This window comes from Hydrogenophaga sp. ANAO-22 (assembly GCF_042466645.1).
In the GTDB taxonomy this organism is placed as follows: domain Bacteria; phylum Pseudomonadota; class Gammaproteobacteria; order Burkholderiales; family Burkholderiaceae_C; genus Hydrogenophaga.
This window is the reverse complement of record NZ_CP159956.1, coordinates 2,351,304-2,371,774: the sequence shown is the minus strand read 5'-3', so window position 1 is coordinate 2,371,774 and position 20,471 is coordinate 2,351,304. Positions and strand designations below refer to the sequence as shown.

Here is a 20,471-nt window from a genome sequence, read left to right as displayed (position 1 = left end):
TAAGGAGTAGACCTTGAGTCTGAATCGCAGTGAGAAAGAAGCGGTCATTTCCGAAGTGACCAGCCTCGCCGCAAAAGCTCAAACGCTCGTGATGGCGGAATACCGTGGCATCACGGTCGCGAACATGGACAAACTGCGCGTGACAGCCCGCAGCAATGGTGTGAGCCTGAGTGTGTTGAAGAACACCCTGGCCCGCCGTGCGGTGGCTGGCAGCCCGTTTGAAGTGGCCGCTGACCAGATGACCGGCCCGCTGATCTATGGCTTCTCTGAAGACGCTGTGGCCGCCGCGAAGGTGGTGGCCGATTTCGCGAAAACCAACGACAAGCTGGTGATCCGCGGCGGTGTGTACGGAGGCAAGGCCCTGGACGTCAACGGCGTGAAGACGCTTGCCAGCATTCCTTCGAAGGAAGTCCTGTTGGCGCAGCTGTGTGGCTTGCTGATGTCGCCCATTTCGCGCACGGCCGTGGTGCTGGGCGCGCTGGCGGCCAAAAAAGGCGAAGGCGCTGCCGCACCGGCAGCCGAAGAAGCGGCTGCTGCCTGAGTGGCGCGGCACTTTCATTCAAACCAATTGTTAGGAAATCAAAATGGCATTCGATAAAGACGCATTCTTGACCGCGCTGGACAGCATGACGGTCATGGAACTCAACGAACTGGTGAAAGCCATCGAAGAGAAGTTTGGTGTGAGCGCTGCCGCCATGGCCGCTCCTGCTGCCGGCGGCGCTGGCGGTGGTGCTGCCGCAGCCGCTGAAGAGAAGACCGAATTCAACGTCGTGCTGGTCGAAGCCGGCGCGAACAAGGTCTCCGTCATCAAGGCCGTGCGCGAAATCACCGGCCTGGGCCTCAAGGAAGCCAAGGACCTGGTCGACGGCGCACCGAAGAACGTCAAGGAAGCGATCGCCAAGGCCGACGCCGAAGCCGCTGTCAAGAAGCTGGTGGAAGCCGGCGCCAAGGCCGAGCTGAAGTAATTCGCCCGGTTTCAGGGGCTGGAGTGCTCGATAAGGGCCTCCAGCCTTTGGTGCTTTCAGAGCACACCCAAAAGCCCGCCTCACGAAACGGCTTTTGAGTGTTTTGTTGAAACACCGCTAAGCAGATTTTTCGAGTCTTCTTAGCAGTGTTTTCTGACCCCGACTGCAGAAAACGACTTGGTTCGGGCCTGTGTGCAATGCACAGGCCGTCCGCCAATGGTTGGTAGAGGCCAGCCACCAAGAAAGCCACCAGGAATCCGTCCCTGGTAGGCAAGACAGTCGCCGCAGACCTCAAGCCCGGAGATCTCATGGCCTCAGCATCGAAATACTCATACACCGAACGCAAGCGCATCCGCAAGAGCTTTGGTACCCGCGAAAACGTCCTCGCGATTCCTTACCTCCTGCAAATGCAGAAGGACGCGTACACCGCGTTCCTGCAAGCCGACAGCGCACCGAAGAAACGCACCAACGAAGGCCTGCAGGCCGCGTTCGAAGCGGCTTTCCCCATCGTCTCCCACAACGGTTTCGTGGAGATGAAGTTCGTCGAGTACAACCTGGCCAAGCCCGCGTTCGACGTGCGCGAATGCCAGACCCGCGGCCTGACCTTCGCGTCCGCCGTGCGCGCTCGCGTCCAGCTGATCATCTATGACCGCGAGTCCTCGACCGCGCAATCCAAGGTGATCAAGGAAGTGAAGGAACAAGAGGTCTACATGGGCGAAGTGCCCCTGATGACCGAGAAGGGCTCCTTCATCATCAACGGCACCGAGCGCGTGATCGTGTCTCAGTTGCACCGTTCGCCGGGTGTGTTCTTCGAACACGACAAGGGCAAGACGCACAGCTCGGGCAAGCTGCTGTTCTCCGCTCGCATCATTCCGTACCGCGGCTCCTGGCTCGACTTCGAATTCGACCCGAAGGACGTGCTGTTCTTCCGCGTCGACCGCCGCCGCAAGATGCCGGTCACCATCCTGCTCAAGGCCATCGGCCTGACGCCGGAAGCCATCCTGGCCAACTTCTTCGTCAACGACCACTTCCGCCTGATGGACAGCGGCGCGCAGATGGCCTTCGTGCCCGAGCGCCTGCGCGGTGAAGTGGCGCGTTTCGACATCACCGACAAGAGCGGCAAGGTCGTGGTCGCCAAGGACAAGCGCATCACCGTGCGCCACACCCGCGAACTCGAGCAGTCGGGCACCACGCACATCAGCGTGCCGGAAGACTTCATGATCGGCCGCGTCGTGGCGCGCAACATCGTGGACACCGACACCGGCGAGATCATCGCCAAGGCCAACGAAGAGCTGACCGAAGCGCTGCTGAAGAAGCTGCGCACCGCCGGCGTGCAGGACCTGCAGTGCCTGTACACCAACGAGCTCGACCAGGGCGCCTACATCTCGCAGACCCTGCGCATCGACGAAACCGCCGACGAGTTCGCCGCGCGCGTGGCCATCTACCGCATGATGCGCCCCGGCGAGCCGCCGACCGAAGACGCCGTGCAGGCCCTGTTCCACCGCCTGTTCTACAACCCGGACACGTACGACCTGTCGCGCGTGGGCCGTATGAAGTTCAACGCCCGCGTGGGCCGCGACGAATCCACCGGCCCCATGGTGCTGTCCAACGACGACATCCTGGCCGTGGTCAAGATCCTGGTGGACCTGCGCAACGGCCGTGGCGAAGTCGATGACATCGACCACTTGGGCAACCGCCGCGTGCGTTGCGTCGGCGAGCTGGCCGAAAACCAGTACCGGACCGGCCTGGCCCGCATCGAGAAGGCCGTGAAGGAACGCCTCGGCCAGGCCGAGCAAGAGCCGCTGATGCCGCACGACCTGATCAACTCCAAGCCGATTTCCGCGGCGCTCAAGGAGTTCTTCGGTGCATCGCAGCTGTCGCAGTTCATGGACCAGACCAACCCGCTCGCCGAGATCACGCACAAGCGCCGCGTCTCGGCCCTGGGCCCGGGCGGTCTGACCCGCGAACGCGCCGGCTTCGAAGTGCGCGACGTGCACGTGACCCACTACGGCCGCGTCTGCCCGATCGAAACGCCGGAAGGCCCGAACATCGGTCTGATCAACTCGCTGGCCCTGTACGCGCGCCTGAACGAATACGGCTTCATCGAAACGCCGTACCGCCGCGTGATCGATGGCAAGGTGACGAACCAGATCGACTACCTGTCGGCCATCGAAGAAGGCAAGTACGTCATCGCCCAGGCCAACGCTGCGCTCGACGCCGAAGGCCGCCTGACCGGTGACCTGATCTCCGCGCGTGAAAAGGGTGAATCGATCCTGACGCCGGCCGACACCATCCAGTACATGGACGTGTCGCCCGCGCAGATCGTCTCCGTGGCCGCCTCGCTGGTGCCGTTCCTCGAGCACGACGATGCGAACCGCGCGCTGATGGGCGCCAACATGTCGCGCCAGGCCGTGCCCGTGCTGCGTCCCGAGAAGCCCCTGGTGGGCACCGGCATCGAGCGCGTGGCCGCGATCGACTCCGGCACCGTCGTCACCGCCAAGCGCGGCGGCGTGGTCGACTACGTGGACGCGACCCGCATCGTGATCCGCGTGAACGACGCCGAAGCCGTGGCCGGTGAAGTGGGTGTGGACATCTACAACCTCATCAAGTACCAGCGTTCCAACCAGAACACCAACATCCACCAGCGTCCCATCGTCAAGAAGGGCGACAAGCTGGCCTCGGGTGACGTGATCGCCGACGGCGCGTCGACCGACCTGGGTGAGATCTCGATCGGGCAGAACATGCTGATCGCCTTCATGCCCTGGAACGGCTACAACTTCGAAGACTCGATCCTGATCTCCGAACGCGTGGTCGCCGACGACCGCTACACCTCGATCCACATCGAGGAACTGGTGGTCATGGCGCGCGACACCAAGCTGGGCGCGGAAGAAATCACCCGCGACATCCCCAACCTGGCCGAGCAGCAGCTCAACCGCCTGGACGACTCCGGCATCATCTACGTGGGCGCCGAAGTGCTGCCTGGCGACGTGCTGGTCGGCAAGGTCACGCCCAAGGGCGAGACCACGCTGACGCCGGAAGAGAAGCTGCTGCGCGCGATCTTCGGCGAGAAGGCTTCCGACGTGAAGGACACCTCGCTGCGCGTGGACCAGGGCTCGCAAGGCACCGTGATCGACGTGCAGGTGTTCACCCGCGAAGGCATCACGCGCGACAAGCGCGCCCAGCAGATCATCGACGACGAGCTCAAGCGCTTCCGCCTGGACCTCAACGACCAGCTGCGCATCGTGGAAGCCGACGCCTTCGACCGCATCGAGAAGCTGCTGACCGGCAAGATCGCCAACGGTGGCCCGAAGAAGCTGTCCAAGGGCACGACCATCGACAAGGCCTACCTGGACGACGTCGAGAAGTACCACTGGTTCGACATCCGCCCGGCCGACGAGACCGTGGCCGCCCAGCTCGAGTCCATCAAGAACTCGATGGAGCAGACGCGCCACAGCTTCGACCTCGCGTTCGAAGAGAAGCGCAAGAAGCTCACGCAGGGCGACGAGCTGCCGGCTGGCGTGCTCAAGATGGTCAAGGTCTACCTGGCCGTCAAGCGCCGCCTGCAGCCGGGTGACAAGATGGCCGGCCGCCACGGCAACAAGGGCGTGGTCTCCAAGATCGTGCCCGTGGAAGACATGCCGCACATGGCCGACGGCACCCCCGCCGACATCGTGCTCAACCCGCTGGGCGTGCCTTCGCGCATGAACGTGGGTCAGGTGCTCGAAGTCCACCTGGGCTGGGCCGCCAAGGGCCTGGGCCAGCGCATCGGCGACATGCTGCAAGCCGAGGCCAAGGTGGCCGAGCTGCGCAAGTTCCTCGAGACCGTCTACAACTCGGCTGGCAAGAAGGAAACCCTGGCCGCGCTGAGCGATGCCGAGGTGATCGAGATGGCCGAGAACCTGCAGACCGGCGTGCCGTTCGCCACCCCGGTGTTCGACGGTGCCTCGGAAGACGAGATCCGCGCGATGCTCAAGCTGGCCTACCCGGACGACATCGCTCAACTCAAGGGCCTGACCGAGACCCGCACCCAGGCGCAGCTGTACGACGGCCGCACGGGTGACGCCTTCGAGCGCAAGACCACCGTGGGCTACATGCACTTCCTGAAGCTGCACCACTTGGTCGACGACAAGATGCACGCCCGTTCCACCGGCCCGTACTCGCTCGTGACCCAGCAGCCGCTGGGCGGCAAGGCGCAGTTCGGCGGCCAGCGCTTCGGCGAAATGGAAGTGTGGGCGCTGGAAGCCTACGGCGCTTCGTACATCCTGCAGGAAATGCTCACCGTCAAGTCCGACGACGTGCAAGGCCGCACCAAGGTGTACGAATCCATCGTCAAGGGCGAGCACACGATCGACGCGGGCATGCCCGAGTCGTTCAACGTGCTGGTCAAGGAAATCCGCTCGCTCGGTATCGACATCGAGCTGGAACGTTCCTGATTCACCGAACTTAAGGAAAGCAACCCATGAAATCTTTGCTCGACCTGTTCAAGCAGTTCACGCCCGACGAGCACTTCGATGCGATCCGCATCGGCCTGGCCTCGCCGGAAAAAATCCGCTCGTGGTCCTTCGGTGAAGTCAAGAAGCCCGAGACCATCAACTACCGCACGTTCAAGCCCGAGCGCGACGGCCTGTTCTGCGCCAAGATCTTCGGTCCCATCAAGGACTACGAATGCCTGTGCGGCAAGTACAAGCGCCTCAAGCACCGCGGTGTCATCTGCGAGAAGTGCGGCGTTGAAGTCACGCAGACCAAGGTGCGTCGCGAGCGCATGGGTCACATCGACCTGGCCGCGCCCTGCGCCCACATCTGGTTCCTGAAGTCGCTGCCGTCGCGCCTGGGCCTGATCCTGGACATGACGCTGCGCGACATCGAACGCGTGCTGTACTTCGAAGCGTATGTGATCGTCGATCCAGGCATGACCCCGCTGAAGAAGTTCGCGATCATGAGCGAGGACGACTACGACGCCAAGCGCAAGGAATTCGGCGACGAATTCATCGCCAAGATGGGCGCCGAGGGCATCAAGGAACTGCTGCAGGCGATCGACCTCGACATCGAGATCGAGAAGCTGCGCAATGACCTGACCGGCTCCGAACTCAAGATCAAGAAGAACGCCAAGCGCCTGAAGGTGCTGGAAGCCTTCAAGAAGTCCGGCATCAAGCCCGAGTGGATGGTGCTCGACGTGCTGCCCGTGTTGCCGCCGGACCTGCGTCCGCTGGTGCCGCTGGACGGCGGTCGCTTCGCGACCTCCGACCTGAACGACCTGTACCGCCGCGTCATCAACCGCAACAGCCGCCTGCGCCGCCTGCTCGAACTCAAGGCGCCCGAGATCATCGCGCGCAACGAGAAGCGCATGCTGCAGGAAGCCGTGGACTCGCTGCTGGACAACGGCCGCCGTGGCAAGGCCATGACGGGCGCCAACAAGCGCGCGCTGAAGTCGCTGGCCGACATGATCAAGGGCAAGAGCGGCCGCTTCCGCCAGAACTTGCTGGGCAAGCGCGTCGACTACTCGGGCCGTTCGGTCATCGTGGTCGGCCCCACGCTCAAGCTGCACCAGTGCGGCCTGCCCAAGCTGATGGCGCTCGAGCTGTTCAAGCCTTTCATCTTCTCGCGCCTGGAAGCCATGGGCATCGCGACCACCATCAAGGCCGCGAAGAAGGAAGTGGAAGCCGGCACGCCGGTGGTGTGGGACATCCTGGAAGAGGTGATCAAGGAACACCCGGTGATGCTCAACCGCGCACCGACGCTGCACCGCCTGGGCATCCAGGCGTTCGAGCCGATCCTGATCGAAGGCAAGGCGATCCAGCTGCACCCGCTGGTCTGCGCGGCCTTCAACGCCGACTTCGACGGTGACCAGATGGCCGTTCACGTGCCGCTGTCCGTGGAAGCCCAGCTCGAAGCCCGCACGCTGATGCTGGCCTCGAACAACATCCTGTTCCCGGCCAACGGCGAACCCTCCATCGTGCCGTCGCAAGACGTGGTGCTGGGTCTGTACTACGCCACCCGCGAGCGCATCAACGCCAAGGGCGAAGGCATGTACTTCGCCGACCTGGCCGAGCTGCAGCGCGCGCTGGACAACGGTGTGGTCGAGATCACCTCAAAGATTGCCGTGCGCCTGACCCAGCACACGCTGGACAAGGCCAGCGGCGAGTTCGTGGCCTCCACCTCGCTGGTGGACACCACGGTTGGTCGTGCGCTGCTGTCCGAGATCCTGCCGCGTGGCCTGCCCTTCGAGGTGCTGAACAAGGCGCTGAAAAAGAAGGAAATCTCGCGCCTGATCAACACCTCGTTCCGCAAGTGCGGTCTGAAGGAAACCGTCGTGTTCGCCGACAAGCTGCTCCAGAACGGTTTCCGTCTGGCCACGCGCGCCGGCATCTCGATCGCCGTGGACGACATGCTGGTGCCCAAGGAAAAGCCGGCCATCATCGACCGCGCCGAAAACGAGGTGAAGGAAATCGCCCAGCAGTACGCCTCCGGTCTGGTGACCGCGGGCGAGCGCTACAACAAGGTGGTGGACATCTGGGGCAAGGCCGGTGACGAGATCTCCAAGGTCATGATGGCCCAGCTGGCCAAGCAGAAGACCACCGACCGCAGCGGCAAGGAAGTGGACCAGGAGTCGTTCAACTCCATCTACATGATGGCCGACTCGGGCGCCCGCGGTTCCGCGGCGCAGATCCGCCAGCTGGCCGGCATGCGCGGCCTGATGGCCAAGCCTGACGGCTCGATCATTGAGACCCCCATCACGGCGAACTTCCGTGAAGGCCTCAACGTGTTGCAGTACTTCATCTCCACCCACGGCGCCCGAAAGGGTCTGGCCGACACGGCGCTGAAGACGGCCAACTCCGGCTACCTCACCCGCCGTCTGGTGGATGTGACGCAGGATCTGGTGGTCAACCAGCAGGACTGCGGCACGTCCAATGGCACGCTGATGCGCGCCATCGTCGAAGGCGGTGAAGTGATCGAGTCGCTGCGCGACCGCATCCTGGGCCGCACCACGGCGGAGGAAGTGATCCACCCGGAAACGCGCCAGATGCTGGTGCCCGCCGGCGAGATGCTCGACGAAGACCTGCTCGACGTGCTCGAAGCCGCCGCGGTGGACGAAGTGAAGGTGCGCACCGCACTGACCTGCGAAACCCGCTTCGGCATCTGCGCCAAGTGCTACGGCCGCGACCTGGGCCGCGGTGGCCTGGTCAACATCGGCGAAGCGGTCGGCGTGATCGCCGCGCAGTCGATCGGTGAACCCGGCACGCAGCTGACCATGCGCACCTTCCACATCGGTGGTGCGGCGTCGCGCGCGGCGGTGGCCTCCAGCGTGGAAGCCAAGTCCAGCGGCGTGATCGGCTTCAACGCCACCATGCGCTACGTGACCAACACCAAGGGTGAGCTGGTCGTGATCGCGCGTTCGGGCGAGATCGTCATCCACGACGAACACGGCCGTGAGCGCGAGCGCCACAAGGTGCCTTACGGTGCGATCCTGTCGGTCAAGGCCGACCAGACCATCAAGGCCGGTGCGATCCTGGCCAACTGGGATCCGCTGACGCGCCCGATCATCACGGAATTCGCCGGTCAGGTGAAGTTCGAGAACGTCGAGGAAGGCCTCACCGTGGCCAAGCAGGTGGACGATGTCACCGGCCTGTCCACCCTGGTGGTGATCGATCCGAAGCGCCGGGGCGTGGCCAAGGTGGTTCGTCCGCAGGTCAAGCTGATCGACGGCTCGGGCAACGAGGTGAAGATCCCCGGCACCGACCACTCGGTGACCATTGGCTTCCAGATCGGCTCGCTGATCCAGGTGCGCGATGGCCAGGACGTGGGCCCCGGCGAAGTGCTGGCGCGCATCCCGGTCGAAGGCCAGAAGACGCGAGACATCACCGGCGGTCTGCCGCGGGTGGCCGAGCTGTTCGAAGCCCGCAGCCCGAAGGACAAGGGCATGCTGGCCGAGATGACCGGCACCGTGTCGTTCGGCAAGGAGACCAAGGGCAAGGTTCGCCTGCAGATCACCGACCCCGAAGGCAAGGTGTGGGACGACCTCATCCCCAAGGAAAAGAACATCCTGGTGCACGAAGGCCAGGTGGTCAACAAGGGCGAGAGCGTGGTGGACGGCCCGGCCGATCCGCAAGACATCCTGCGCCTGCTGGGCATGGAAGAGCTGGCCCGCTACATCGTCGACGAAGTGCAGGACGTCTACCGCCTGCAGGGCGTGAAGATCAACGACAAGCACATCGAGGTGATCGTTCGCCAGATGCTGCGCCGTGTCGTGGTCGAGGGCGTGGGCGATTCGAGCTACATCGCGGGTGAACAGGTGGAGCGTTCGGAGATCCTCAACACCAACGACGCCCTGCGCGCCGAAGGCAAGATCCCCGCGACCTACAGCAACATCCTGCTGGGCATCACGAAGGCCTCGCTGTCCACCGACTCGTTCATCTCGGCGGCTTCCTTCCAGGAAACCACCCGGGTGCTGACCGAAGCGGCCATCATGGGCAAGCGCGACGAGCTGCGTGGTCTGAAGGAAAACGTGATCGTGGGTCGTCTGATCCCGGCCGGGACCGGCATGGCCTACCACGAGGCGCGCAAGGTCAAGGAGAAGATGGACGACGAAGAACGCCGTGCCATCGCCGAAGCCGACGCGATCTCGCTGGCTGCCGACCAGGCCGATCAGGCCGACGCATCGAGCACCCACGACGCCGAGTAAGCAAGCCCACCCCTGCGGCGCTATGCGCCGCCCCCTCAAGGGGGCAACACCTGCGGCCCGGCAAAGCCGGTTCCGCGGTGTTTCTGGACAGGGGCACTTTCGCCATCGAGCCAACAAAAGCCCCCGGTCGTCCGATCGGGGGCTTTTTTCATGGTGCGCGTGCAGGCCTGGCCTGGGCCTCGCGGGGTATATTGGCCGCGCCTTCCGATGGGTGGGAGGCGCATGCCAACAACCAGGAGTTCCGAATATGTCCGTCTCGCTGTGGGTTTTCATCGCCTTGGGTCTGGTGGTGTTCTTCTGGGCGGTGGGGGCGTACAACCGGCTGGTGCGGCTCAAGAACGCGATCGCCAACGCCTTCGGCCAGATCGATGTGCAGCTCAAGCGCCGCTACGACCTGATTCCGAACCTGGTGGAGGTGGCGCGCCGCTACCTGGCCCACGAGGCCCAGACGCTGGAGGCGGTGATCGCCGCGCGCAACCAGGCGCGCACGGCCGAGCAGACGGCGGCCGGCAGCCCGCTCAACGCCGGGGCGCTCGGCGCCCTGGCCGGGGCCGAACAGGCCCTGGGCGGCGCGCTGGGCAAGCTGTTCGCGGTGGTCGAGGACTACCCCGATCTCAAGGCCGACCAGAACATGCGCGAGCTCAGCGAGGAGCTCACCAGCACCGAGAACCGCGTCGGTTTCGCGCGCCAGGCCTACAACGACCACGTGCTCGAGTTCAACGACGCCGCCGCCCAGTTCCCCACGCTGCTCATTGCGCGGCTGTTCGGCTTCCAGCCTTTGACCATGCTGGCGTCCACCACGAGCGAAGCCGAACGCGAGGCCTTGCGCATCCAGCTGTAATGCGTTTCTTCGAATTCCAGCGCGACGCCCGGGGTGAGACCCGGCGCCTGCTGTTCGCGTTCGGCCTCACCGTGCTGTTGCTGCTGGTGGCGGTGAACGCCGCGCTGGCCCTGGCCTGGGGCCTGAGCTGGGGATTCTGGATGCCCGGCGAACTGCGCTTCCCCCGCTATTTCTTCTCGGTCAACACCGGGGTCACGCTGCTCTTCGTGTTGGGTGGCTGGTGGGTGGAGACCTCCCGCCTGGCCGACGGCGGCGGGGCGCGCCTGGCCGAGCAGATGGGCGCGCGGCCCGCGCAGCCTTCGGGCGACCTCGACGAACAGCGCTTTTGCAACATCGTCGACGAAATGGCGATTTCATCGGGCCTGAAACGGCCGCAGGCCATGGTGCTGGCGCGCGACCAGGGCATCAACGCCTTCGCGGCCGGCTGGGACGAGAACGACGCGGTGGTGGCCGTGACCCAGGGCGCGCTCGACCACCTGACCCGAGACGAACTGCAGGGCCTGGTGGCGCACGAGTTCAGCCACATCGGTGAAGGCGACACGCGCCTGAACATGCGGCTGGTCGGCATGGTGTTCGGGCTGGAGATGCTGTTTCGCATGGGCCAGGACCTGGCCGAGCCCGACAGCCGGGACCGGCGCTGGATCACGGCCCTGATCGGCCTCGCCATCATGGCCGCAGGCTGGCTGGGCTGGCTCGCCGGCCACGCGTTGCAGGCCGCCGTCTCGCGCCAGCGCGAGTACCTGGCCGACGCGCGCGCCGTGCAATGGACGCGCAGCCGCGACGGCCTGGGCGGCGTGCTGCGCAAGGTGCTGAGCCAGCAGCGCGAAGGGGTGGTGCCGCGCCAGGTGGGCTCGATGGTGCAGCACATGCTGCTGGTGGCGAACGCGGGCGGCAAGACCGAGCACTGGCTCGACTCGCACCCGCCGCTGGCCCAACGCATCCGCCGCATCTATGGCCGTGACATGGGGCCGCTGCCGCTGCTGAGAGAGGACGAACCCGCCACCCCGTCCCGCGCTGTGTGACACTCGCGGTCTTCGCTTTGTCTGCGCTTGCCACGGAACCCGCCTTGACCGCTCCGGCCTCCCCGACCCCCTCCGCTCCCAGCCTCCAGGGCCCGACCCTGGCCACCCAGTTGCGCCACACCGCGGGCTGCGTGCTCGCGGTCGAGCAGGGGCGTTCGTTGAGCGAGGTGCTGCCCGAGCTGGTGCCCGCGCTGCGGCCGGGCGTGCAGGCGCTCACTTTCCACGCCTTGCGCCACCTCGGGACGGCGCGCGCCCTGGTGAACCAGTTGGTGGAGCGCAAGCCGGCGCCACCGGTGCAGGCCCTGATGTCCAGCGCGGTGGCCTTGCTGCTGGACGCGACCGACGAACATGCCCCGCGTTACCCGGCGCACACGGTGGTGAACCAGGCGGTGGAAGCCGCCCGCCAGGACCGCCGCACCGAGCGCCAGGCGGCGTTCGTCAACGCCTGCCTGCGCCGCTTCCTGCGCGAGCGCGAGGCGCTGCTGGCGCACGTGGCGGCCGACCCGGTCGCGCGCTGGAACCACCCGCTGTGGTGGATCGAGCGCCTGCAGCGCGACCACCCCGAGCACTGGCGCACCCTCCTGGAGGCCAACAACCAGCCCGGCCCCATGGCGTTGCGCGTGAACCGCCGCCGCGTGGAGCGCACCGCCTACCAGCAGGCGCTGGAAGCCATCGGCCTCACCGCCACCCCCACGGGCAGCGATGGCCTGGTGCTGGACGCTCCGCAGCCGGTCGAGCGCCTGCCTGGTTTTGCCCAGGGCCATTGTTCGGTGCAGGACGCCGCTGCCCAGATGGCGGCCGACCAGTTGCTCGAAGGCCGGGCCTGGACCGCGGCCGACCGCGTGCTCGACGCCTGCGCCGCCCCCGGCGGCAAGACCGCCCATTTGCTCGAACGCGCCGACCTGAACCTGCTGGCGCTCGACGTGGACCCGCGCCGCTGCGAGCGCATCGAAGACACCTTGCAGCGCCTGGGCCTGCAAGCCACGGTGCGCAGCGCCGATGCCGCACAACCCGCCGCCTGGTGGGACGGTCAGCCGTTCGACGCCATCCTGCTCGACGCGCCTTGCACCGCCTCGGGCATCGTGCGCCGCCATCCGGACGTGCGCTGGCTGCGCCGCGCCAGCGACGTGGATGCGCTGGTGGCCACGCAGCGTGGCCTGCTCGAAGCCCTCTGGCCGCTGCTCAAACCCGGTGGCCGGCTGGTCTACGCCACCTGCTCGGTGTTCCGCGCCGAAGGCGACGGGCAGGTCCAGTCGTTCCTTGTGCGCCACACCGACGCGCTTCATCGGCCTTCGCCGGGGCATTTGCTGCCCGGTTCGGCCGCCCCGTCGGGGGAGTTCAACGACAATCCTCCGGGTGGATACGACGGTTTCTTCTATGCCCGCATCGACAAGGTCCTGCCTTGACCGACCGCCCATCGCCACCCACCGGGCCCGCGCCATGAACCGATGGCGTGGGTTTGTCCTGGGGCTGGCGCTGTCGCTGCTGGCGTTCTGGCCCGCGCACGCCCAGGCCCCGCTGGTGGAGCAGCTCGGCCTGCAGCGCACCCCCGAAGCGCTGTTCCTCTCGGCCCGCATGGAGCTCCAGCCCGCGCCGGTGGTCGAAGACGCCCTGTACAAGGCCGTTCCCCTCTATTTCGTGTGGCATGCCGACGTTTACCGTGCCCGCTGGTACTGGACCGACAAGCGCGTGGCGAGTGCCACGCGCACGCTGCGCCTGGCCTACCAGCCGCTCACCCGGCGCTGGCGCGTGAGCCTGTCCAACGAGACCGCCGCCGCCTCCGGCGGGGCCGGCCTGCAGTACGCCCTGCACCAGAACTTCGACTCCCTCAACGAGGCGCTGGCCGGCGTGGGCCGCGTGGCCCGCTGGAAGCTGGCCGACGCGGCGCGGCTCGAACCCGATGCCGAGCATGAAGTCGAGTTCTCGTTCCGGCTGGATCTGACCCTGCTGCCCCGGCCGTTCCAGATCGGCATGGCCAACCAGCCCGAATGGACCGTGGAAGTCCGCCAGACCCTGCCGGTGCCCGGGCGGGCGGAGGCCGACAAAGCCCCGGACCACACGGCCGGCGGCGTGCACGCCGTCGAGCTCACCGGCGAACCCAGCGTGCGCGAGCCCACGCGCTAGCGGCCATGTCCAGCGTGCACGGCCCGCGCGGCCAGGACCCCATCGTGACCCCGGTCCACACCACCGCCCCCAAGACCAAGCCCGCCGCTGTGCGCTGGGCCATCGGCGCCGGGCTGGTGTTCATGACCGGCGTGGGCATGGTGCTGCTGTTCCTGCTCACCCTGGCCACCAACAACCGCGCGTTCTACGAGCAGAACTTCAACTGGCTGGTCGGCATCAACGTGGCGGTGGCGGCCTTCCTGTTGCTCGTCATCCTGTGGCTGGCCCTGCGCCTGGCCCTGCGCCTGAAGCGCGGCAAGTTCGGCAGCCGGCTGCTGATCAAGCTCGCCGCCATCATCGGCCTGGTCGGCATCCTGCCGGGTTTGCTGATCTACACCGTGTCCTACCAGTTCGTCTCGCGCTCCATCGAGAGCTGGTTCGACGTGCGCGTGGAATCCGCGCTGGTCGCCGGCCTCAATCTCGGGCGCACCACGCTCGACACCTTGACCGCCGACCTCAGCAGCAAGACCCGCGTGGCCGCCGAGGGCCTCTCGCGCGTGCCCAACCCGTCGGCCGTGCTGGCGCTGGAGCGCGTGCGCGAACAGCTCGGCGTGACCGACCTTGTGCTCTGGAGCGCCAACGGCCAGGCCCTGGGCAGCTCGGGCAGCTCGCGCTTCGACATCAACCCCGAGCGCCCCACGCCAGCCCAGCTGCGCAGCGCCCGCAACGCCCGCGTCGTGGCGCAGATCGAAGGGCTGGAGGAAGACGGCAGCGGCGAGATCGAGGCCCTGATCGCGGCCAGCCAACCGCGCATCAAGGTGCTGGCCCTGGTGAGCCCGCCCAACTTCGGTTTCAACGCCGAGCCGCGTTACCTGCAGGTGGTGGCACCGCTGCCCGGTGCGCTGGTGACGGACGCGCTGGCCGTGCAGGTCGCCAACCGCGAGTACCAGGAGCGCGCGCTCACCCGCGAAGGTCTGCGCCGCATGTACATCGGCACGCTCACGCTGGCGCTGTTCCTCGCCGTGTTCGGCGCCGTGCTGCTGGCCGTGCTGCTGGGCAACCAGCTGGTGCGCCCGCTGCTCGTGCTCGCCGAGGGCATGCGCGAAGTGGCGGCCGGCAACCTCGCGCCCAAGACCGCGCTGACCTCGCGCGACGAGCTCGCGAGCCTCACGCGCACCTTCGCGCACATGACACAAGACCTCTCGGACGCGCGCGCCGCGGTGCAGCAAAGCATGGAACAGGTGGACGCCGCGCGCGACAATCTGCAGACCATCCTGGACAACCTCACCGCCGGTGTCGTCGTGCTCGACGAGAAGGGCCGTGTGCGCAGCGTCAACCCCGGCGCGGCGCGCATCCTGCACACGCCGCTGGCCGTGCACATGGGCCAGCCATTGGCCGAGGTGCCGGGACTGGAGACCTTTGGCGGCGGCGTGCTGCAGCAGTTCGAGCGCTTCCTGTCCGACCAGGCGCAACACGAAGGCGGCTACTGGCAGCAGTCCTTCGAGCTCAGCGCGGACGGCACCACGCCCTTCGACGAAGGCATCACCCTCATCGCGCGCGGCGCCCTGCTGCCCAACAACGAACGCTTGCTGGTGTTCGACGACGTCTCGGAAATGGTGTCCGCCCAGCGCGCCAAGGCCTGGGGCGAGGTCGCGCGCCGCCTCGCGCACGAAATCAAGAACCCGCTCACGCCCATCCAGCTCTCGGCCGAGCGCCTGGCCATGAAACTCGACGGCAAAGTGCAGCCGCCCGAACAGGCCATTCTCAACAAGTCGGTGAAAACCATCGTCGACCAGGTCGATGCGATGAAGCGCCTGGTCAACGAATTCCGCGACTACGCGCGCCTGCCCGCCGCGCAACTCATGCCGGTCGACCTCAACGCCCTGGTGCGCGATATCGTCGTGCTGTACGACAACGCCGCCGTGCCGGTGCGCCTGGAACTTGCCGACGACCTGCCCAAGGCCATGGCCGACCCGCAGCAGGTGCGGCAGACCTTGCACAACCTGGTGCAGAACGCGCAGGACGCCATGGCCGGCGTGCCCGACGCCCAGGTGCTGCTGCGCACCCGGCGCTCCGACTCCGGCCAGTGGGTGCGCCTGTCGGTGCTCGACGAAGGCCCGGGTTTTGCCGAACACATTCTCAAACGGGCGTTCGAGCCCTACGTCACCACCAAAGTCAAGGGCACCGGCCTGGGCCTTGCGGTGGTCAAGAAAATCATGGACGAACACGGCGGCCGCGTGGATCTGAGCAACCGCATGACCGAAGGCAAGGTGATCGGCGCGCAAGTGTCGTTATCATTCGCAGTTGCAAATTGACAACACGTTCCGAGGGACACACACCGCGCCATGGCAACTATTCTGGTCGTAGACGATGAACTGGGGATTCGAGACCTGCTCTCGGAGATCCTCAACGACGAAGGCCATACGGTCGAACTCGCTGAAAACGCCGCACAGGCCCGCGCTGTGCGCGCCCAGTTGCGCCCCGACCTGGTGTTGCTCGACATCTGGATGCCCGACACGGACGGCGTGACCCTGCTCAAGGAGTGGGCCAGCGGTGGCCTGCTCTCCATGCCCGTGATCATGATGAGCGGCCACGCCACCATCGACACCGCCGTCGAGGCCACGCGCATCGGTGCCACCGCTTTCCTCGAAAAGCCCATCACCATGGCCAAGCTGCTCAAGGCGGTGGACCAGGGGCTCAACAAGGCTCCGGCCAAGCCCAGCGGCCCCGTCGTGTCCGCCCTGCGCATGGGCGGTGGCATGCTGTCATCGACCGACATCGCGGTGGAGGTCGCCGTCAGTGGCAGCGCTTTGCCCGAGCCGGCAATGATGGACCTGGGCCCGCAGTCGCTGCAGTCGTTCAACCTCGATGGCCCGCTGCGCGAGGCGCGGGACGATTTCGAGAAGGCCTATTTCGAATACCACCTCGCCAAAGAGTCCGGCTCCATGACCCGCGTGGCCGAAAAGACGGGCCTGGAGCGCACCCACCTGTACCGCAAGCTCAAGCAACTCGGCGTGGACTTGGCGCGCAGCAAACGCAACGCGCTCTGAGCGCCCGACGGCGGAAAAACCAGGCGCCGGAAGCTGCTACAATCTCGCTTCTTCCAAAGGCCCGGTAGCTCAGTTGGTAGAGCAGCGGATTGAAAATCCGCGTGTCGGTGGTTCGATTCCGCCCCAGGCCACCAGTATTTATGCGCCCCAGCGCCCGATAAGGGTTCTGGGGCGTTTTGCTTTTGGGTTCAGATCTGCGGCTTCTGCATTGTTGCCGTGTCAACCTCGCAGAGCGTGCCTTGGCATTGCTGTGGCAAGGCCGTGCCAGGGCGGAGCGCAATTGCCCCGATGGCGCGCACGATTTGATCGAACGGCCGATGGAAAGCGCGCTGTTCAACTTTCTTCAAATCCAATCCAATTTCAGCGCACGCCTCGCTCGCACCAACCTTGCCGAGCGATCGCCTGCTGGTTCTGTGCGCAACACACGCGCATTGAGTGCAGCATTGTTGCGCCATCCAGACATCCTGAAAAAAAACTCTCAACCTCCGTTCGACAGCTCTCAATTTCGATTTGAAACGAAATGCGGTTTTTGGTCATGAATTGACATTTCGCGGGATCGAGTTGCAGGCATTGATTGATGCAAAAAATGACTGCATCGTCAATCCTGTCAGATATGACAGTTGTTGAGTTGTGGCTCGCAATCGAGCATTCGCAGCTCTACGAAAACAACAGTCAGGAGGGCGATCGGCATGAATTTGCTGACTTGTACGGGCCATGTGCAATTCATGGTCGAAGGTGGCCGCGATTGCGGGAGGGTGTCTTGAGCATTCCTCGCCGCACACTGTTTGGCAAACTCAATGTCGACCTGTTTCGAGCCATCGAGTCCGCCACCGTCTTGGCCAAGCTGAGAGGCAATCCTTATGTAGAAGTGGTGCATTGGTTGCACCAACTCTGGCAGGCGCCCAATGGCGATTTTCATCGGCTGGCCACGCACTACAGTCTGGATATCGCGCAGGTCGAAAGAGATCTGACGGTGGCCTTGACCCATTTGCCCACCGGTGCCGCGGGTGTCAATGATTTTGGCCATATGGTCGAACTGGCCATTGAGCGCGCATGGGTGTTTGCCAGTCTGACGATGCGTGACCAGCGCATCCGTGGCGCTTGGCTGTTGGGGGGCATGCTTCAAACACCTGACTTGCGACGCGTGTTGTTGGGTGTCTCGGCGAGCTTCCAGAGAATTCCTGTGGCGCAAATGGCGGAGGACTTTCCGCTGGCGGTTCGCGGCTCGAGTGAAGACGCTGCGATGGCACATGAGTCCACCGATTGGCAACCGGCATTGCCAGGGGAGGCCAGTGGTGCGCTCGATCCAGAGCCCCACGGCCAGTCCGCACTGGTCAGGTACTGTGCCGACCTCACCGCGCTGGCGCGAGAAGGGGGTATCGACCCCGTGGTCGGGCGCGAGCAAGAGATCCGCACCATGGTGGACATCCTGTTGCGCCGCCGTCAGAACAACCCTTTGCTGACGGGCGAGGCGGGGGTCGGCAAGACGGCGGTGGTCGAAGGCTTGGCCCTGGCCGTCGTGGGCCGTCTGGTACCTCCCAGTCTGCATCGTGTGCGCATCCTGAGCCTGGATGTCGGGGCCTTGCTGGCCGGCGCGAGCATGCGGGGGGAGTTCGAATCGCGCCTGAAAGCTGTGCTCAGGGAGGCGGCTGATCCCCAAGTGCCGGTGATCCTGTTCGTGGACGAGGTCCATACCCTCATCGGGGCCGGTGGTCAGGCCGGAACGGGCGACGCGGCCAATCTTCTCAAGCCCGCGCTGGCGCGGGGCGCCTTTCGTGTGATTGGTGCCACCACGTGGTCCGAATACAAAAAACACATCGAAAAGGATCCCGCGCTGACGAGGCGATTCCAGATACTGCAAGTGCTGGAGCCGCAAGAGTCGGCCGCCGTGGCCATGGTGCGGGGCCTGGTGCCCGCATTCGCCAGGCACCATGGCGTAACGGTGCTCGATGAAGCGGTGCGTGCCGCGGTCTGCTTGTCCCATCGGTACATCCCGGCGCGCCAATTGCCGGACAAGGCCATCAGCTTGCTGGACACCGCGTGCGCACGGGTCGCCATGTCACTCCATGCCCCCTCGCGTGAACTGGAGACGATCCAGGCGCGTCGGGATGCCTTGCAAGGCGAGCACACCCTTCTCTTGCAGGAGGCCAGCATAGGGAAAGACCGCTGCGAGGCACTGGGTGAGGTTCAGCAGCGCATGGCGGACGTGGAGCACGAGCACAAAGTGCTGGCCGATGCAGGCGCGGCCGAGCGTCTGCTCACCAGTGCCATTCTTGAAAAACGCGAAGCCTGCCGCAGGATCGAAGACGAAAACTCAAGGCGTGTTCTGGCATGCGAACTCCAGGCCCTGGAGCGGGACTTGCACCAACTGCAGGGTGATAGGCCTGGTGTCCACACTCAGGTGGATGAAGGAGTCGTGGCATCCATCGTGGCGGATTGGACACCCACTTCTCCGACCCCGGTCTTTTCACGAGCCTGCTGGACCGTGAATTCAAACCTCGGGGAGATCAACAGCGCGAGGCCGTCGAAGCCGCCGTCCGAACGCTGGCCGAGCAAGCCCTGGGCAACACCGTCACCATGAGTGACGATGCCTACGCCACCGACCATGCCACCTTCATTGGCGCGCAGTCGTTGCAGAAGCCGCAGGAATACATGGACCCGGACGCCACGGCCAACGCCAATCTGTCGGCGCGTCTGCCCTATCTCTTTGCCAGCACCCGCTTCGCTCACTACCTCAAGTCCATCGTTCGCGACAAGGTCGGTGCGTTCAAGGAGCGCGAGGAAATGCAGACCTGGCTCAACGGCTGGATCATGAATTACGTCGACGCGGACCCTGCGAACTCCAGCCAGGAGACCAAGGCTCGCCGCCCTTTGGCCGCTGCCGAAGTGGTGGTGCAGGACGTGGAAGGCAACCCTGCCAGCCCCAACCTGATGAAGTTCTGTCTGACCGGCAAGCACATTCCGGAAGCCGTGCTGACTGTGCGCAAGGCCGGCGGCACGCCGCTGGAGTACTTGAAGCTCACGATGAGTGACGTCGTCATCACCAATGTGCAACCGGCGGGTTCGTCCCAGGACGAGATCATCAAGGAACGGGTGGGGGATGTGCGCGACGTCGTGGTGAGCGGGGGTACCGCGTTCCGTTTGACGGTGCGCGATGTGGAACGTGCCTTCGCCGTGCCTCACCCGCCTTACGCTCCGGAGCCCGAAGGGGTCAAGCGGCAGCTGGCGGATCTGCACGTCAAGGGCGACGGCGCCTTGCGTGCCTTGCTGGCTTGCGGCAATGCGGTGCTGGGCATCGACCATTGGAGCCAGGGCGCTCTGGGCGACGATGCGCCCAACCTAGGGCCGCTCATGCATCTGTTGGGCTGTCTGGCCGCCTTCGCCGTGGCGCCCGTGCGCGCCGAAAAGCTGCAGGTCGAGGATGTCGAATCGGATGGCTTGCGGCCGGGCTTCCAGGCCCAGCTCGTCGGCGCGCCGACGCCGCCGGGTGACCCTGTTGAGGCCCGGTGGTCGGCACCGCTTGCCTTGCCCGCCGCGGGGGCGACCCATGCGCACATCGTGCAGGAGCGCGAGCAGATTCGGGCCTTGCTGCGTCACATCCGGCATTGGGTCGAACGCCATGAACCGAGCAGCCCTGTCACCATCCTGCTGAAGCAGGCCGATCGCATGTGGGGCCGGCGTTTCGCGGAGGTGGCGCACATGATCCCGCCCGACCTGATGCAGGCCTGGGACCGGGACGACTGAGCCCAGGGTGCTACACTCAAGCCCTCTCTGATCTGAAAAAATTCAACAGAATCAATCAGATATCGC

At 65.4% G+C, this 20,471-nt stretch carries 11 protein-coding genes, 1 tRNA gene and 2 pseudogenes; all 14 read left to right on the top strand.

The annotated features are described in order from the left end of the window. Positions 1-13 precede the first annotated feature (13 nt). Positions 14-541, top strand: a complete 528-nt coding sequence (rplJ, locus tag ABSY19_RS11275; protein ID WP_291121846.1) for a 50S ribosomal protein L10 — start codon at positions 14-16, stop codon at positions 539-541. Positions 542-584: 43 nt separating this feature from the next. Beyond that, positions 585-965, top strand: coding sequence for a 50S ribosomal protein L7/L12 (gene rplL, locus ABSY19_RS11270; protein ID WP_291121845.1), 381 nt, complete (start codon positions 585-587; stop codon positions 963-965). A gap of 308 nt (positions 966-1,273) precedes the next feature. Beyond that, on the top strand, positions 1,274-5,398 hold the full coding sequence (rpoB, locus tag ABSY19_RS11265; protein WP_291121844.1) for a DNA-directed RNA polymerase subunit beta: 4,125 nt from the start codon (positions 1,274-1,276) through the stop codon (positions 5,396-5,398). A 26-nt stretch (positions 5,399-5,424) separates the two neighbouring features. After that, entirely contained in the window at positions 5,425-9,645 is a 4,221-nt protein-coding gene (rpoC, locus tag ABSY19_RS11260; RefSeq protein WP_382162665.1) for a DNA-directed RNA polymerase subunit beta', read from the top strand. A gap of 247 nt (positions 9,646-9,892) precedes the next feature. Beyond that, the gene (locus tag ABSY19_RS11255; RefSeq protein WP_382162662.1) at positions 9,893-10,486 is read left to right on the top strand and encodes a LemA family protein; all 594 of its coding nucleotides are present in this window, start codon (positions 9,893-9,895) and stop codon (positions 10,484-10,486) included. Beyond that, positions 10,486-11,508, top strand: a complete 1,023-nt coding sequence (locus ABSY19_RS11250; protein ID WP_382162659.1) for a M48 family metalloprotease — start codon at positions 10,486-10,488, stop codon at positions 11,506-11,508. The genes ABSY19_RS11255 and ABSY19_RS11250 overlap by 1 nt, the downstream gene beginning before the upstream one ends. Before the next feature lie 44 nt (positions 11,509-11,552). Then, positions 11,553-12,914 (top strand): 16S rRNA (cytosine(967)-C(5))-methyltransferase RsmB, encoded by a 1,362-nt coding sequence (gene rsmB, locus ABSY19_RS11245; protein ID WP_382162656.1) that lies wholly within the window; start codon positions 11,553-11,555, stop codon positions 12,912-12,914. A 34-nt stretch (positions 12,915-12,948) separates the two neighbouring features. Continuing rightward, a complete protein-coding gene (locus tag ABSY19_RS11240; protein WP_382162653.1) occupies positions 12,949-13,632 on the top strand; it encodes a DUF4390 domain-containing protein in 684 nt (227 codons plus the stop codon). A 5-nt stretch (positions 13,633-13,637) separates the two neighbouring features. After that, positions 13,638-15,926, top strand: a complete 2,289-nt coding sequence (locus ABSY19_RS11235; RefSeq protein WP_382162652.1) for an ATP-binding protein — start codon at positions 13,638-13,640, stop codon at positions 15,924-15,926. 30 nt (positions 15,927-15,956) lie between these two features. Next, positions 15,957-16,661 carry a response regulator gene (locus tag ABSY19_RS11230; protein WP_382162650.1) on the top strand — a complete coding sequence of 235 codons (705 nt, stop codon included), beginning with the start codon at positions 15,957-15,959 and terminating at the stop codon, positions 16,659-16,661. A 58-nt stretch (positions 16,662-16,719) separates the two neighbouring features. After that, positions 16,720-16,795, top strand: a tRNA-Phe gene (locus ABSY19_RS11225). 105 nt (positions 16,796-16,900) lie between these two features. Next, entirely contained in the window at positions 16,901-17,200 is a 300-nt protein-coding gene (locus ABSY19_RS11220; protein ID WP_382162647.1) for a hypothetical protein, read from the top strand. Between the two features lie 221 nt (positions 17,201-17,421). Beyond that, a pseudogene (locus ABSY19_RS11215) lies at positions 17,422-19,104 on the top strand (AAA family ATPase); the annotation flags it as partial. Positions 19,105-19,259: 155 nt separating this feature from the next. Then, a pseudogene (locus ABSY19_RS11210) lies at positions 19,260-20,405 on the top strand (type VI secretion system tube protein Hcp); the annotation flags it as partial. Positions 20,406-20,471: the final 66 nt, after the last annotated feature.

Coding starts and splice junctions, on each gene's coding strand:
- ABSY19_RS11255 (WP_382162662.1), top strand. CDS start 9,893: ATGTCCGTCTCGCTGTGGGTTTTCATCGCCTTGGGTCTGGTGGTGTTC.
- rplL (WP_291121845.1), top strand. CDS start 585: ATGGCATTCGATAAAGACGCATTCTTGACCGCGCTGGACAGCATGACG.
- rpoB (WP_291121844.1), top strand. CDS start 1,274: ATGGCCTCAGCATCGAAATACTCATACACCGAACGCAAGCGCATCCGC.
- ABSY19_RS11250 (WP_382162659.1), top strand. CDS start 10,486: ATGCGTTTCTTCGAATTCCAGCGCGACGCCCGGGGTGAGACCCGGCGC.
- rpoC (WP_382162665.1), top strand. CDS start 5,425: ATGAAATCTTTGCTCGACCTGTTCAAGCAGTTCACGCCCGACGAGCAC.
- ABSY19_RS11230 (WP_382162650.1), top strand. CDS start 15,957: ATGGCAACTATTCTGGTCGTAGACGATGAACTGGGGATTCGAGACCTG.
- ABSY19_RS11240 (WP_382162653.1), top strand. CDS start 12,949: ATGAACCGATGGCGTGGGTTTGTCCTGGGGCTGGCGCTGTCGCTGCTG.
- ABSY19_RS11235 (WP_382162652.1), top strand. CDS start 13,638: ATGTCCAGCGTGCACGGCCCGCGCGGCCAGGACCCCATCGTGACCCCG.